The 14,666-nt window shown below is 57.4% G+C and carries 12 protein-coding genes and 1 pseudogene; 8 read left to right on the plus strand and 5 right to left on the minus strand.

Features of this window, described 5'->3' with window-relative positions; genetic code table 11:
* Positions 1 to 55: 55 nt before the first annotated feature.
* The 3 genes from fdxA to BST95_RS09900 form a co-directional block, all read right to left on the minus strand.
* Positions 56 to 379: a ferredoxin FdxA gene (gene fdxA / locus BST95_RS09890; RefSeq protein ID WP_066052401.1), complete on the minus strand. Its 324-nt coding sequence runs from the start codon at positions 377 to 379 to the stop codon at positions 56 to 58.
* 139 nt (positions 380 to 518) lie between these two features.
* Positions 519 to 3,059, minus strand: coding sequence for a DNA mismatch repair protein MutS (gene mutS / locus BST95_RS09895; protein WP_084201130.1), 2,541 nt, complete (start codon positions 3,057 to 3,059; stop codon positions 519 to 521).
* Between the two features lie 94 nt (positions 3,060 to 3,153).
* Positions 3,154 to 3,855, minus strand: a complete 702-nt coding sequence (locus BST95_RS09900; RefSeq protein ID WP_084199136.1) for a hypothetical protein — start codon at positions 3,853 to 3,855, stop codon at positions 3,154 to 3,156.
* Between the two features lie 104 nt (positions 3,856 to 3,959).
* Here BST95_RS09900 and BST95_RS09905 point away from each other — a divergent pair, with 104 nt between their 5' ends.
* Complete coding sequence (locus tag BST95_RS09905) at positions 3,960 to 4,886, plus strand: sterol desaturase family protein (protein WP_084199138.1); 927 nt, start codon at positions 3,960 to 3,962, stop codon at positions 4,884 to 4,886.
* 6 nt (positions 4,887 to 4,892) lie between these two features.
* On the opposite strand, the gene BST95_RS09910 is transcribed toward BST95_RS09905, so the two are convergent.
* Positions 4,893 to 5,465, minus strand: a complete 573-nt coding sequence (locus BST95_RS09910) for a peroxiredoxin (protein WP_084199140.1) — start codon at positions 5,463 to 5,465, stop codon at positions 4,893 to 4,895.
* A gap of 149 nt (positions 5,466 to 5,614) precedes the next feature.
* Here BST95_RS09910 and BST95_RS09915 point away from each other — a divergent pair, with 149 nt between their 5' ends.
* The 5 genes and pseudogenes from BST95_RS09915 to BST95_RS09940 all read left to right on the plus strand — a co-directional run bounded on the left by BST95_RS09915 (position 5,615) and on the right by BST95_RS09940 (position 10,647).
* Positions 5,615 to 6,337, plus strand: a complete 723-nt coding sequence (locus BST95_RS09915; RefSeq protein ID WP_146004198.1) for a Crp/Fnr family transcriptional regulator — start codon at positions 5,615 to 5,617, stop codon at positions 6,335 to 6,337.
* 80 nt (positions 6,338 to 6,417) lie between these two features.
* Positions 6,418 to 7,227, plus strand: a complete 810-nt coding sequence (locus BST95_RS09920; protein WP_229801648.1) for an acetoacetate decarboxylase family protein — start codon at positions 6,418 to 6,420, stop codon at positions 7,225 to 7,227.
* Positions 7,228 to 8,418 carry a 3-hydroxyacyl-CoA dehydrogenase NAD-binding domain-containing protein gene (locus BST95_RS09925; RefSeq protein ID WP_084199144.1) on the plus strand — a complete coding sequence of 397 codons (1,191 nt, stop codon included), beginning with the start codon at positions 7,228 to 7,230 and terminating at the stop codon, positions 8,416 to 8,418. It begins immediately after the preceding gene.
* A complete protein-coding gene (locus BST95_RS09930) occupies positions 8,415 to 9,236 on the plus strand; it encodes an SDR family oxidoreductase (RefSeq protein ID WP_084199146.1) in 822 nt (273 codons plus the stop codon). The genes BST95_RS09925 and BST95_RS09930 overlap by 4 nt, the downstream gene beginning before the upstream one ends.
* Positions 9,237 to 9,256: 20 nt before the next feature.
* Positions 9,257 to 10,647: pseudogene (locus BST95_RS09940) on the plus strand (MFS transporter).
* Between the two features lie 35 nt (positions 10,648 to 10,682).
* Here the strand turns inward: BST95_RS09940 and BST95_RS09945 are convergent.
* Positions 10,683 to 13,022: a TonB-dependent receptor gene (locus BST95_RS09945; RefSeq protein WP_084199152.1), complete on the minus strand. Its 2,340-nt coding sequence runs from the start codon at positions 13,020 to 13,022 to the stop codon at positions 10,683 to 10,685.
* A gap of 222 nt (positions 13,023 to 13,244) precedes the next feature.
* On the opposite strand from BST95_RS09945, the gene BST95_RS09950 reads away from it, so the two are divergent.
* Together BST95_RS09950 and BST95_RS09955 are read left to right on the plus strand one after the other, a co-directional pair.
* On the plus strand, positions 13,245 to 13,709 hold the full coding sequence (locus BST95_RS09950) for a MaoC family dehydratase (protein WP_084199154.1): 465 nt from the start codon (positions 13,245 to 13,247) through the stop codon (positions 13,707 to 13,709).
* 35 nt (positions 13,710 to 13,744) lie between these two features.
* Positions 13,745 to 14,665, plus strand: a complete 921-nt coding sequence (locus BST95_RS09955; protein ID WP_084199155.1) for an SDR family NAD(P)-dependent oxidoreductase — start codon at positions 13,745 to 13,747, stop codon at positions 14,663 to 14,665.
* Position 14,666: the final 1 nt, after the last annotated feature.

Here is a 14,666-nt window from a genome sequence, read left to right on the forward strand (position 1 = left end):
CATCAACAAAAAAGCCCCGCATTGGCGGGGCTTTCAAGATGCGATTGCAGGGCGATCAACGCTCCAGCAGCTCCAACTTGTTGGGCTTGCCGGCCCATTCTTCGGCGTCGGCCGGGGCTTCTTTCATCTCGGTAATATTGGGCCACACCTCGGCGAGCTCGGCGTTGAGCTCCAGGAATACCTGCTGATCTTCGGGGAGTTCGTCCTCTGAGAAGATGGCATCGATTGGGCACTCGGGTTCACACAGAGCGCAGTCAATACACTCATCGGGGTGAATCACCAGAAAGTTGGGGCCTTCGTAGAAACAATCTACCGGGCAGACCTCCACACAGTCCGTGTGCTTACATTTAATACAATCTTCACCTACAACAAATGTCATTCCAAAAACGCCTCTTGATCCGGGGGGCTAACTAGCGGGCGTTAGTTTACCCGCAAGAATTGATGATTTGAAGGTGTATCTTGCCTTCGAAAGTGACCGGGTTCCGGGATTCCGCCATGGGGCTAAGCTATTGTCATCACTACAGCTTTTTTTTCAGCTGGTAGAGCAATTCCAGGGCGGCCCGGGGACTCAGATCGTCGATATCCAGATCCTGTAGGGACTCGACCACCGGATGGGGGCCGGCGCTGGCAAACAGGTCGACCTGGGGTGAGGGCGGAACAGGGCTGACTGTGCGAGCCACAGGTGCCTCCGGCGCCCCTTGTTCGAGTTCCTGCAGTTTGTCACTGGCGGCCTGCAGCACGGGGCCGGGAATACCCGCCAGCTTGGCGACCTGCAGGCCAAAACTGCGGTTGGCCGGGCCCTCCTGAATGTGGTGCAGGAACACCACGTGATCCTGGTGCTCGGTGGCATCCAGGTGCACATTGGCCATCGTCGGACAGGTGTCCGGCAGTGTCGTCAGCTCAAAGTAGTGGGTGGCAAAGAGTGTAAATGCCTGCACGCGTTGCGCCAGTTCAACAGCCGCCGCCCAGGCCAGGCTGAGGCCATCGAAGGTGCTGGTGCCGCGGCCAACCTCATCCATCAGCACCAGTGAACGCGGTGTGGCATTGTGCAGAATATTGGCGGTCTCGGTCATCTCCACCATAAAGGTCGAGCGCCCGGAGGCCAGGTCGTCCGAAGACCCGATGCGGGTAAAGATACGATCCATGGGCGCCAGCCGGGTCGTGGTTGCCGGCACAAAACTGCCGATGTGGGCGAGCAGGGCGATGACCGCATTCTGGCGCATATAAGTCGACTTACCGCCCATGTTCGGGCCGGTAATGAGCAGCATGCGGCGCTTGCTGTCGAGCAAGGTGTCGTTGGCGATGAACGGTTCCTCGAGGACTTGCTCGACGACCAGGTGACGTCCCTGGCTAACCTCGAACACCTGGTCCTCCACAAATTGTGGCCGGCACAGGCTGAGGTTCTCGGCGCGCTCGGCCAGGCAGGCCAGCACGTCTATTTCGGAGACCGCTGCAGCGGTGTCCTGCAGCTGCGCCAGCTGTTCGTTGAGGCGGTCAATGAGCGCGTCGTACAGTGCTTTTTCCCGAGCCAGGGCCCGGCTCTTGCTGGACAGCGCCTTGTCTTCAAATTCCTTGAGTTCGGGGGTGATAAAGCGCTCGGCGTTTTTCAGGGTCTGGCGTCGAACGTATTCGGCGGGTGCCTGGTCTGACTGGGAGCGACTGATCTCGATATAGTAACCATGAACACGGTTATAGCCCACCTTGAGAGTGCTGATGCCGGTGGTCTCGCGCTCGCGCTGCTCAATTTCCAGCAGGTAATTACCGGCCCCGGTACTGATTTCCCGCAGCTCGTCGAGCTCGGCGTCGTAGCCATCGGCAATGACCCCGCCGTCGCGGATGACTACCGGCGGGTTCTCAATGATGGCGCGGTCCAGTAGCTCCACCAGCTCTGGGTAGTCGCCCGCCTGAAGGCTTAGTTGTGCCAGCAGCGGGGCATCACAATGACCCAGTTCGGAGCGCAGCGGCGGCAGGGCCGCCAGGGAGCTCAGCAGTCGGGTCAGGTCCCTGGGGCGAGCTGAGCGCAGCGCAACACGGGCCAGAATACGTTCCATATCCCCGATGGGTTTGAGCTGCTCGCGGACAGTTTCGTAGTGATAGTTGGCGCACAGCGCTGCAATGGCATTCTGGCGCGCTTCAAGGGTAGTGATATCGGTCAGGGGGCGGTGCAGCCAGCGCCGCAGCAGGCGGCTGCCCATCGCGGTGACGCCTTTGTCCAGCACCGAAAACAAGGTGTTGGTCTCACCGCCACTCATGTTGATGTCGATCTCGAGATTGCGGCGGGTAGCGGCATCGAGAATGACACTCTCGGCGCGGCTCTCGTGGCTCATACTGCGCAGGTGCGGCAGATTGGAGCGCTGGGTGTCTTTCACATACTGTAGTAGACAGCCCGCAGCCCCGATGGCCAGGTCCAGGCCATCGCAACCAAAGCCCTGCAGGTCATGGGTCTGGAACTGAGTGTTGAGGGCGCGCCGGGCACTTTCCGTGTCAAACTCCCAGGCCGGTTGGGCGCGGGCGCCACTGCGTTCACTGACCAGCGTATGGCCGATGGTGTCACAGTAGAGGGTCTCGGCGGGGTTGAGGCGTTGCAGCTCTCCGGCGAGGGCCTCTTCGCCACTCACTTCCAGCACGCGGAAACGTCCGGTGCTCAGGTCGAGGTAGGCCAGGCCGTAGTCTTCGCCGCTGTGGTTCAGCGCCAACAGCAGATTATCCACCCGCTCATCCAGCAGGGCTTCGTCGGAAACTGTGCCGGGCGTCACCACGCGCACAACTTTGCGTTCCACCGGCCCTTTACTGGTCGCGGGGTCGCCGATCTGCTCGGCAATGGCTACCGAAACGCCGGCTTTGACCAGGCGCGCCAGGTAATTCTCAGCGGCGTGGAAGGGCACACCTGCCATGGGAATGGGTTCACCGGCAGACTTGCCCCGTGCCGTAAGGGTGATATCGAGAATCTCCGCCGCTTTCTTGGCATCGTCGTAGAACAATTCATAGAAGTCACCCATGCGGTAAAACACCATGTCGCGAGGGTGTTCTGCCTTGATGGCCAGATACTGGACCATCATGGGTGTGTGGCCGGATTTGTCTTTTGTTTTGGTGATGTTGCTCAAAATATGTACTGTAGGCGGGCAGGTGACACTATCCGCCTACAGTACCAGCTTAGCGCCGACGCTGGAACTCCCGGCGCTGTACTGGCCGATTCGCCTCCATGCGCGAACCGTGGGCCCGGGCCTGGCGAGCCCGCTCCAGATCGCGCTGGCGGTTCATGTTGCTCGGCCGTTTGTGCGGTTGGTTAGTGGTTGGTCTATGCACATCTTGGGTAGTGGGTTTGTGCATATCCCTGCTGGCGTTATGGGAGCGGTCCTGGGTGGTCGGCTTCTGGTGGTCGCGTTGACCGACCTTACTGTAATCACGCTGAACCGGTTGGGTGGGCTTTTTGTTGAGCTCCTTGTCTGCCTTCCATTGTCCCTTGTCTAGAGACTCCCACTTGTTGTTCACGTTGCGCGAGATCTTGCCATCGCGGTCGGCGTAGACATTGTTCCCCATGTTCTTGTTGGACAGGGCCTTTTTTGCATCGCGCTGCGCCACGCCGGGATCCGCCAGGCGGTTGCAATTCTCTTTGCGGGTATAGAGGTTGTCGCGGCGCATGCCGTCGCGATTTACCGTTACCTCATTGCGCTTGATCTTGTTGCCGATAATGGTGCGGTTACCGACGTTAACGCTGTTGCCGATATTGATGTTGCCCGTATTGATCACGACCGGGCCACGATAGCCCCCGCCGTACCAGCCGTGGCCGTGGTGATGGTGGTGAGAACCACCGCCCCAGCGTGTGCCAAAGCTGAAAATGAGTATAGAAGTCAATCACTGTCCCGCCACTGTCGTGCCGCTCGCGCAGTGCTCTGTGTCCTTCGTGCCTAATATCGGTATAGTGAGGGTTTGTGTCTTCCCAACGGTAATAATTTGATATGGATTGGCAGGCAATGCTCACGGACTTTCGCAGCGATGACCTGATCTACTGGTTTGTGCCGCTATTCTTTGGCGCCCTGGCGCTTGAATATGCATACAGCCGCACGCAGCGTCTTGAGCTGTTCGAGACGCGCGATACCAAGGCATCGTTGTGGATGGCGGTATTCGTCGCATTCGTCGACATTCTGCCAAAGCTGTTTTTCTTTGTGGTGATCTACCAGCTGCACGAATGGTCACCGCTCAAGGATGTAGTCCAGCGCCAGTGGTGGGCCTGGGCGCTGTTGTTTGTACTCGATGACTTCACCTATTACTGGATGCATCGTGCCAACCATGAAGTGCGACTGTTCTGGGCCGGACATGTCAGCCATCACTCCGCGGTCAAAATGAACTATGCGACAGCGCTGCGCCAGGGGGTGGGTGAGCGCATCCACAAGTACATGTTTTGGCTGCCGCTGCCATTGCTGGGCTTTGATGCCTTGATGGTATTTACCATGATGAGTATCAACCTGTTTTACCAGTTCTGGATTCACACGGAACTGGTCGGTCGTCTGCCGCGGGCGCTGGAATACGTGTTCAATACGCCTTCCCACCACCGCGTGCATCACGCCTCTAACGTTGCCTACCTCGACCGCAATCACGCCGGGGTGTTGATTGTGTGGGATCGCTTGTTTGGTTCGTTTACCGCCGAGCGCGAGGGCGAAGCGCCGGTATATGGGCTCACCAAAAATATTACGTCGTATCGGCCTGTAGATGTGGCGACCCATGAGTATCGGGCGCTGTGGCATGACGTAAAGCGGGCTGAATGCTGGCGGGACAAACTGCGCTATGTGTTTTTCGCGCCGGGCTGGAGCCATGACGGCGAAGACCGGCGCAGCAATACGCTGCGCCGGCGGGCTCAGGACGCCGCAGCGGCGTCCGTCGTGTAACCAGGGTTAGCCTTCGAAGGCTTTGACTGGTGCAGAAACGCCCGGTGCATCTGTGCCCTTGAGGTGAGCGAGCATGGTGTCCGCGTCGGACACTTCAAACGGATCGGTGGGGCAGTTGTCACCGAAGTCCGGCTCGACAAACATCTTTTCGATAGTGCCGTCATTGACCAGCATGGAGTAGCGCCAAGAACGCATGCCAAATCCGAGGTTGGATTTGTCTACGAGCATGCCCATCTTGCGGGTGAACTCACCGTTGCCGTCACCCAGCAGGGTGATCTTCTCGTTGCCGATGTGTTTGCCCCACTGGAACATGACGAAGGCATCGTTTACTGACACACAGATAATGTCGTCCACACCCTGGGCCTGGAACTCTTCGTACAGCTCCTCGTAGCGGGGCAGGTGGTTGGACGAGCAGGTCGGGGTGAACGCGCCAGGCAGCGAGAACACGACTACCTTTTTGCCGGCAAACAGGTCGGCGCTGCTCGTGTCCTGCCAGCGGAAAGGGTTAGGGCCTTCTACCGACTCGTCGCGTACGCGGGTCTTGAAGGTGACGTTGGGTACCTGAGTAATAGCAGCCATGGTGATCTCCTGTGATCAGTGAATGTCTGGATTTAATCTAGGCTATCAATACAATGTTATCCAATTGAAGTTATTAATCGTGGATTTCGGTTTTGACTATAGGAGTGGCACTGCTACCATGGCCGCGCCAACCCTCACTCGGACTCAATGTGACTGCTGCCAACTCTGGCCAATGCGACAACCGTGAACCACTGGAACTGGTTCGACATTCGCCCTGGTTTCAGGGCCTACCGGAGGAGGCTTTGGAGACGCTGGCCAGCACTGCCCAGTTCCGGGATATGACTCAGGGGCAGTACATCTACGAGCAGGGTGTTCCCACCACCGAGGTGTTTTGCATCGTGTCCGGCAGGGTTCGAGTCTCCCTGATGAGCCCCAATGGCCAGGAATTTGCCCTGGTTGAACGTGAGCCGGGCACCTGGTTTGGTGAGCCCGGGTTGGTCAGCGATGAAGGCCGGGTGATTGAGGCGAAGGTCATTGATTCTACCCGATTGCTGGTGATTCCCCGCGACACGGTGCTTAGGGTAGGTGCACAACATCCTCTCATGTATGAAAACCTGTTTCGCTACAGCCTGGGCATTCTGCGCGGCCTGCATGAGCTCATCGGTGGGATTCTCTTTTACCCATTAAAAGCCCGTGTAGCTGGACGTCTGCTCCACCTCTGCGAGGAGCATGGCGTTGCGCAAGATGAAGGCGTGCTAGTTGAGATTAAGGTCAGTCAAAACGATTTTGCGCGCCTCGCGCTAGGGTCCCGCCAGCGGGTGAATCGGGTGTTTCGGGACTGGGTCAGTCGGGGTCTGATCGAGCATCGCGGTGATCACGTCTGGGTGCGCGACCTGGACGAACTGGAGGCGGAAATAGACCTTTTTGATTGAGTTCGTGCAGTCACCTGGGTGACAGGGGCGGACGAAAGTCCATTGCTAACATGGGCGACTCATCATCAGCGGAGTCGCGCATGTTTCAGTTTGATCCTCAGGGCAGCTATATGATGCCCGTTCACTTCGGGCCGCGGCCAACATCCCCTAGATCCAGCGGCTGGTATCGCGATGTGACCAGCATGACTCTGTCGTTTCTGACCGATGCAGAGCATGTCGCCCAGTATCTTCCTCAGCCATACTCGGTTGCCGAGGTTCCCGTGGTCAGGATTACCTATGCGTGCAATCGCGACGTCGATTGGTTGGCCGGCCACGGCTACAACCTGGTGTCGGTTTCGGTAGCTGCCAAATTTCAGGGTGAGCGAGATCAGCTGGAGGGCAACTATTGCCTGGTGATGTGGGAGGACCTGGCTGACCCCATCCTCACCGGCAGAGAATTACAGGGCATCCCCAAGCTCTTCGCCAGCATTGATGAGCATCAGATTGACGATGGGCGCTGGAGCACGCGGGCTCATCACTTTAATCACACGTTTCTCGAGATGCGTGTTTCTGGGCTGCGAGCGCCGACGGCCGAGGAGATCGCGGCGAGCGAGGCTGCTCGCGAAGGTCGAGATCATCCTATGGCGTGGCGATGCTTGCCCGGTATTAGCGGCTTTGGTGTAGTCAGCAGTCAATTCACTACCTTTCCCTCGGAAAACATCATCGAGGAAGCCTGGGTTGGTGAAGGGCAGGTGACCTGGCAGCAGCAATCCTGGGAGCAAAACCCCACGCAGTGCCACATTATCAATGCACTGGCAGATTTACCCGTTGTTCAATGGCTGCCCGCCGTAGTGGCCCGCGGCAGCACGAACCTCATCGTCATGGAACGTCTGCCCAGGGAGATTGGATAGGTGAATAACCACAACAAGCCAGGCATTGATCGTGTGACCCTTATCGGAGCGGGCACCATGGGCTGCTATAACGCACTGACCGCGGCAATCAGTGGTTACACCGTAACCCTTTATGACGCCAGTGAGCAAAGCCTGGCCGCCGTGCCCGAGCGCCAGCGCGACATGGCCAATATGCTGGTCGGCGCTGGTTGGTGCTCCGAGGAGGACGTCCAGGGCGCAGCGCAACGGACCCGGGTGACCAGCGATCTCGCCAGTGCCTGTGCGCAGGCAGATCTGGTCAATGAATCGGTTTACGAGGAGCTGGCGCTAAAACAACAAGTGCACGCGGAACTCGATGCACTCTGCGATCCGTCGACGCTGCTGACGACCAACTCATCGGCGTTGTTGGTGTCCGAGGTTGAGCGACAAGTCGTGCGACGAGAACGGTTCGCCGCGCTTCACTCGCACTATGCCTCACCTCTGGTCGACATTGTGCCGGGTACTGCTACCAGCAGTGATGTTATTGACCGACTCGAGGCCTACGTCACGAGCCTGCGCGGCGTGCCGCTCGTATTGAAAAAAGAAAACCCCGGTTATGTGTTGAACGCCATGCTGGGCAGTGTGCTGGGCACTTCGCTGGCGATGCTGGTTGAAGGGCGTTATAACGTGGCGACTATCGATGCTTCCTGGGGTAAGGCACAGGAGGCTCTGATGGGCCCCTTTGCGCTAATCGATTTGTTTGGCCTCGGTGTGATTCGTGATGCCTGGTTGCATCGCCAGCGGGAGGATGCCCTGCAGGCCTATCAGCATGCCATTGTGGCGCAGCTGGAGTCGATGCTGGCCGATGGCAGCCTGGGCATGCAGTCTGGTCAGGGTTTTTATCATTACCCCGAACCGGCCTACAGTAGCGAAACATTTGTTGACAACGCCGATGATGAATGTGCTGCGCTACTGCAAGCCGCGCTGCTGGCCGCAGCGGTAACGCTGGTAACAGACGATATTGTTTCAGCTGAGCAGGTGGACCTGGCGTGGACTGTCGGTATGCATGCGCCATGGGGGCCGTTTACACTCATGGACAAGCTGGGCCGCGACGCCATTGAACTCAGAGTGAATATGGCGAGTGAGTTTGGCCTGCTTTTGCCGCAATCCGCAGTCAGTGTAGTCGGCAGGCTCGATGGTTTGCTTTCAAATCGGGGAGTAGTCACGCAATGAGCGATAGTTTGAACATACAGCACTTGTTTGGATTGGAGGGTAAGGTTGCCCTTGTCACTGGCGGTTCCAGGGGCATTGGCTTCATGATTGCGCAGGGGCTGCTGGAAGCCGGTGCGCGCGTCTATATCTCCGCCCGAAAAGCCGAAGCATGCCTGGCCGCTGCCGAGCAGCTGAGCAAGTGGGGAAGCTGCATTGCTGTTCCCGCAGATGTTGCTGACGAGGCGTCGCGGTTGGCGCTGCGAGATCAATTGATGGAGTGCGAAACCGCTCTGGACATACTGGTCAATAATGCAGGAACCGCCTGGGGCGCCGCCTATGAAGACTACCCGCAGGCTGGTTTCGACAAGGTCATGAGTACCAACGTGAGCGCCGTGTTTGCGTTGACAAGAGATCTAACCCCATTGCTAGAACAGGGCGTGACGATGGACTCGCCTTCCAGAGTGATCAATATTGGTTCAATGGAAGGGCTGCACATTCCGACGGTGCATTCGGCGCCTAACTTCGCCTATACCGCGAGCAAAGCAGCAGTCCATCACTTAACCCGGCACCTTGCGGTTGAGCTTGGCGAGCGACACATTACGGTTAATGCCATTGCCCCCGGTTTTTTCCCGAGCAAAATGACAGAACATATTCTTGCAGAACAACTGCAGGAGGTAGAGGCGAATGCGCTTATTGCTCGCGCTGGACGCGCTGAGGAAATGGCGGGGATTACTGTGTATTTGTGCGGTCGGGGCGGTGCCTATACTACGGGCACTGTGATTCCCGTTGATGGCGGCACTCTGGTTAATCATCGTCACGGCAGCGGTGGTCAATCCTGATGGCGGTACCTTCACTGGGAATGCGATTGAGCTACGGTGTCGGGCAGTTATCCGACGGCGTGAAACAGTCGGCATTCAGCACGTTTTTGTTTTTCTACTACAACCAGGTGCTGGGTTTATCCGGTAGCTTGGCGGGGCTTGCTGCGCTGATGGCGCTTATGGTCGATGCCATCACCGATCCGATGGTGGGGCAGGTGTCCGACCGATTCCGCTCCCGCTGGGGCGGCGCCATCCCTTTATGCTGGCCGGAGCCATACCCTTTGGCATTGCCATATTGATGCTTTTCTCGCCGCCGGATGAGCTGTCGCAGCTGGCGTTGTTTGCCTGGATGCTCGGCGGGGCGATTGCTGTGCGCTTAATGCTGACGCTGTTTTATGTGCCGCATCTGTCCCTGGGTGCGGAACTGGCCACTGATTATTACGGGCGGACGTCGCTTATTGGCTACCGGGTATTTTTTACCTATGCCGGGATACTGGTCACCAGCGTGGTGGGTTTTTCGATCTTTTTCCCACCCACAGAAAGTTTTCCGAATGGCATGCTGAATGCCGCCAGCTATCCGGGGTTTGGAATGTTCTGCGGTGTGTTGGGTTCCGTGGCCATGCTGATATCCGTGAATGGTACCTGGCGATCAATACCCAGGCTGAGTCAGCCCGTTCACACCGCCAATGAGCGCAGTGCGTGGTTGGCATTTATCGATGTGTTCCGCACCTTGCGCCAGGCTTCATTCAGGACACTCTTTACTGCGATTCTGGTGTTCTGCACGCTGGCGGGTATTGTCCAGACGCTGCTGATTTACGTGGCAACCTATGTCTTCGAATTTCAGCCCGAACATCTGGCCGGTCTGGCGAGCTCTGTTCTGGTGGGCATTCTGTTTGCGTCTCTGGTCGCTCAGGGTTTGTCGCGTCGTTTCGACAAGCGTTGGGCGCTGAACATCTGTGTGGTCACCGGCGGGGTTTTCGCCTTCTCACCCCAGGTGCTGTACTTTGGTGGCTATCTCGAGACCATCAGTACCGAGCTGAAGTTTGTGCTGATATTCAGTCTCAACGGGATGTCCCATATTTTCTTTATTGCCTACATGATTCTTCTGGATTCGATGCTCTCCGATTGTATCGATGAGCACCAGCTTAATAGTGGCAAGCGGGAAGAGGGTTTGTTCTTCGCGGCCAGATCGTTTGCTACCAAGGCGAGCTACGGTTTGGGTAGCTTCTTTGCAGGTGTGGGTCTGGATATTATCCGCTTTCCCCAGTCCGCCAACCCTGAATCAGTGCCGCAGGAGGCGGTGACAAGTTTGGCCATCTTCTCTGGACCGGTGATGTTTATTCTGTTTGTAGCAACGGTAGCGATCTCGAGCCGGTATCCCATGACCGAGGCACGTCACCGCGAGATTATGCGGCAAATAGAAGCGGGGTGAAGAAAGGGCCCGGCACGATGCCGGGCCCGCGCAGCTTAGAAATCGAACTGGACTTCCAGGCTGTAGGTGCGTGGGGCGTTGGGCCATCCAGTGAGAGCACGGGTAGAGTTGAGACGATTTAGACTGGTGTAAGTTTCCTCGTCAGTCAGGTTTCTGCCGCTGAGGATGACGCGCCAGTTCTGGTTCGGAGAGAACCAGGTGGCCATGGCATCCACACGGTCGTAGGAATCGGCCAGGGTAGCGGCAGTATTGAAGGCATCATACTGGCGTTCATCCACCCAGGAGTAGCTTCCCGACAACACCCAATCACCGGCACTTGCGGTCAGAATCTCGTAGCTCGCATTGATAAAGAACTTATTCTCTGGCGCCTGAATCAGAGGGTTGCCGGACAAATCTTTGGGGCCGCCGTCGGGATCACCAATGGTATCGATCTCGCAGCAGAAGTCGGAGTACTCACCGTGCAGGTAGCTGTAGTTGGCCATCAGTGTCAGTTGATCGGTGGCCAGCCAGGTGGCTTCCAGTTCGATGCCGTATACCTCGGATTCAGCGGCATTAGTGAGCTGTTGCACCGGCAGGTTTTGCTCGGTCAGGCGCGGTACGCGTACCTGCATATCACTGTAGTCGTAGTAGTAGGCAGCGGCATTCAGACGCACGGTGTCGTTGAATGTGCCCTTGTAACCGATTTCGTAGGAGAGAACGGTTTCTTCGTCAAAGCTCGGCTCTGGCGTGAGGGTGCCCAGATTAAAGCCGCCGGCTTTGTAGCCATTGGCAATGCTCGCGTAGATTAACGTATCTTCGTAAGGCGTATAGTCCAGAACTACCCGGCCCGACACATTGCTCCAATCGTCCTTGACCCGGCGATTATCAATGGCGTCATCCAGTACCAGGAAGCCACAGCAGTTCTCCGGGAAGCCAAACGCCTGCCACAGTGGGATCAGTGCCTCTGCGCCGGGGATCGCTTCCACGTCTGCGGCAATAAACTGTGACTCGAAGCCCTGTTTGTCATCCTGGGTGTAGCGGGCGCCGACGGTCAGCTTCCATTCTGGATTGAACTGGTAGTTGGCATCTGCATAGACTGCGAGCGATTCGCTCTCGAGGTCAGCCTGTTGCCGCACCTGGTCGCGCCCCGGGTTGGGCTGCAGGGTGTCCATGTTCAGGAAATCAACATCGTCAACGGTGTAGTCGAGGTAGTTGGCCGTGGGGGTGTAGGCGCGGTAGGGCTGCGACTTATCCTCCTCCCAATAGTAGATACCTGCGACCCACTGCAGTTCTCCATCGTTATCGGAGATCAGCTGGATTTCGTGGCTGCTACTGTCCTGAATCTGCTCGATGCTTTCCAGGCCGCGTGTATCAGGATTGGAAGTGAAGCCGAAATCGCCGTCAGTGCCACTGAATTCGTTCTCAATGTAGCTGCCAATGTAGCGCACAGAAAGTGTGTCCAGGTGCCATGTAAGCTGTGCCGTCCACTTGTGGTTGTCTTCGTCTTTGGCTCGCAGTACGTCGCCGTGATCGATGGTGTAGATGTCCTTAACGGTGGGGTTTTCCTTGTCCCACTGATACTGTTCACTGAGGAAGAAGCCGTCCTGGGTCTGCAGGTCGGACTGGTAGGGCGTGATGAGTACGCCTGGAGACAGCAGGCCGCTGCGATGGTCATCCGTAAGGTCGCTGGCATAGCTCAACCATACGTCCAGATTGTCAGTAATATCCCAGCTTAATTGAGCTCCGAATCCGGTGTTATCTAGATCCCAAATATCCTTGCCGGATTGATTTTCAATATAGCCATCGCGGGTCTGCTGATACGCATAGACACGGTAGCCCAGGTTGTCACCCAGCGGTCCTGAGGAAGAGGCGCCGAGATTAACGGTGTCGTAGTTGCCAACCGTGGCCCGCACGTGATGTTCGAACTCTTCGGTGGGACGCTTGGTGGTGACATTGACCGCGCCGCCAGTGGCATTGCGTCCGAATAAGGTGCCCTGTGGCCCACGCAGTATCTCCACGCGTTCTGTGGTCAGGGAGGTTGAGCGGCTCAGCACATTGATTTCTGATGAATAAACCTGGTCAACGTAGACCGCAATACCGGGTTCTGTGCCCAGTGAGTTGGTGACACGACCCACGCCGCGCAAGGCCAGTCGCGCCGGTTCTTCGCGCACGGAAAGCGAGGGTACCAGCGCTTCGTAGTCACCCGCAGAGGTGATATTCAGATCATCGAGCATGTCTCCGGACAGCGCGGTAATGGCAATGGCGGTATCCTGCAGGCTTTCGGCGCGCTTCTGGGCGGTGACAATGACTTCTTCCAGTACGGCCTGGGCCTGTGATTGGCCTGACAACACGGCGCTGACCACCGCCACCGCCAGGGTGCATTTGCGAAGTTGCATAGAGTCTTCCTTGCGTTAAATCTTTATAGGGTTATGAGCCTTACACTATATCCCCGGAAGTCTTGCAGCCTGTGTCACCTGGGTGACACTCGGGAGGCCAATAAGGCTGGCTAATTGCCCCATATTCATCCAATTAATTGGCTCGATTACTGACAATAGTTTTTACTTGGGTCCGCCACTGCTACTATGCAGTCCCTTTGGTCGAAACTATGGAGATAACACATGGCGAAAAGCACAGTCACTCTAGAGGAATTCCACGCTCTGGTAGGAACCAAATTCGAGCCCGGCCCCTGGATTACCATCGCCCAGGACCGCATCAATACCTTCGCTGACTGCACCGAAGACCACCAGTTTATTCACATCGATGAAGAGGCGGCCAAGCAGACCCCCTTTGGCGGCACCATCGCCCACGGCTTTCTGACCCTGTCGATGCTGGTGAAGATGATCGAAGAGGTCGGTGCCATGCCGGATAACATTGTCATGGGCATGAACTATGGCTTTGACAAAATCCGCTTCCTGTCGCCGGTGCGCGCGGGCAAGCGTGTTCGCGCCAATGTCGAACTGTTAAGCCTCACCGAAAAAGAAGGCGGACGATTGCTGATCAAGCAGGGCATTTCCGTGGAAATCGAAGGCGAGGAAACACCCGCCCTGGTTGCTGAATGGCTCAACATGGTGGTTTGTGCCTGACTGGCGCTCACCCCGATTCAAGAGGAAGTAGAAGTATGACAATTCGTTATGACGGCCAGGTGGCCATTGTTACCGGTTCTGGACAAGGCCTGGGTCGCTGCCATGCGATCGAGCTGGCGGCGCGCGGCGCCAAAGTGGTTGTGAATGACCTGGGCGGCGCGACCGACGGTACCGGCGGCTCCAGTGAAGCGGCGCTTGCCGTAGTGGCCGAAATCGAAGCGGCAGGTGGCGAAGCCATTGCCAACGGTGCCAACGTGGCCAAGTTCGACGAGGTGGAAGCCATGGTCCAGCAGGCCATGGACAAGTGGGGCCGGGTCGACATCCTGATCAACAATGCCGGTATCCTGCGTGACAAGAGTTTCGCCAAGGGCTCCCTGGACGACTTCAAGATGGTGGTAGACGTGCACCTGATGGGCACGATCAACTGCACCAAGGCCTGCTGGGACATTATGCGTGAGCAGGAGTACGGCCGTATTGTTGTGACGACCTCTTCATCCGGGCTCTACGGTAACTTCGGGCAGACCAACTATGGCGCCGCCAAGCTGGGTGTTGTGGGTGCCATGAATACACTTGTTCAGGAAGGCGCGAAGTACAACATCAAGGTCAATGCTCTGGCGCCCACCGCGGCGACTCGCATGACCGAAGGCCTGATGCCCCAGGAGGCGCTGGATCTGCTGGTACCTGAGAAAGTGACTCCTGCGGTGTTGTATCTGGTGAGCGAAGAGGCTCCTACCCGCACCATCCTGTGTGCAGGTGCAGGTGGCTATTCAGTCGCTCGCATGATTGAGACCGAAGGTGTTTACCTGCCCGAGGGCCAGCAAACGCCAGAGGCGATTGCCGCCAACTGGGATGCGATTACCGATCCCGCAGGCGAACGCGCGCTGCAGGCAGGCGGAGAGCAGGGCTTCAAATTTGTCGCCAAGGCCGCAGAGGCGCTCGGAATCACCGGGGAGTAAG

Origin of the sequence: Halioglobus japonicus (genome assembly GCF_001983995.1) — a bacterium.
Taxonomy (GTDB): Bacteria; Pseudomonadota; Gammaproteobacteria; order Pseudomonadales; family Halieaceae; genus Halioglobus; species Halioglobus japonicus.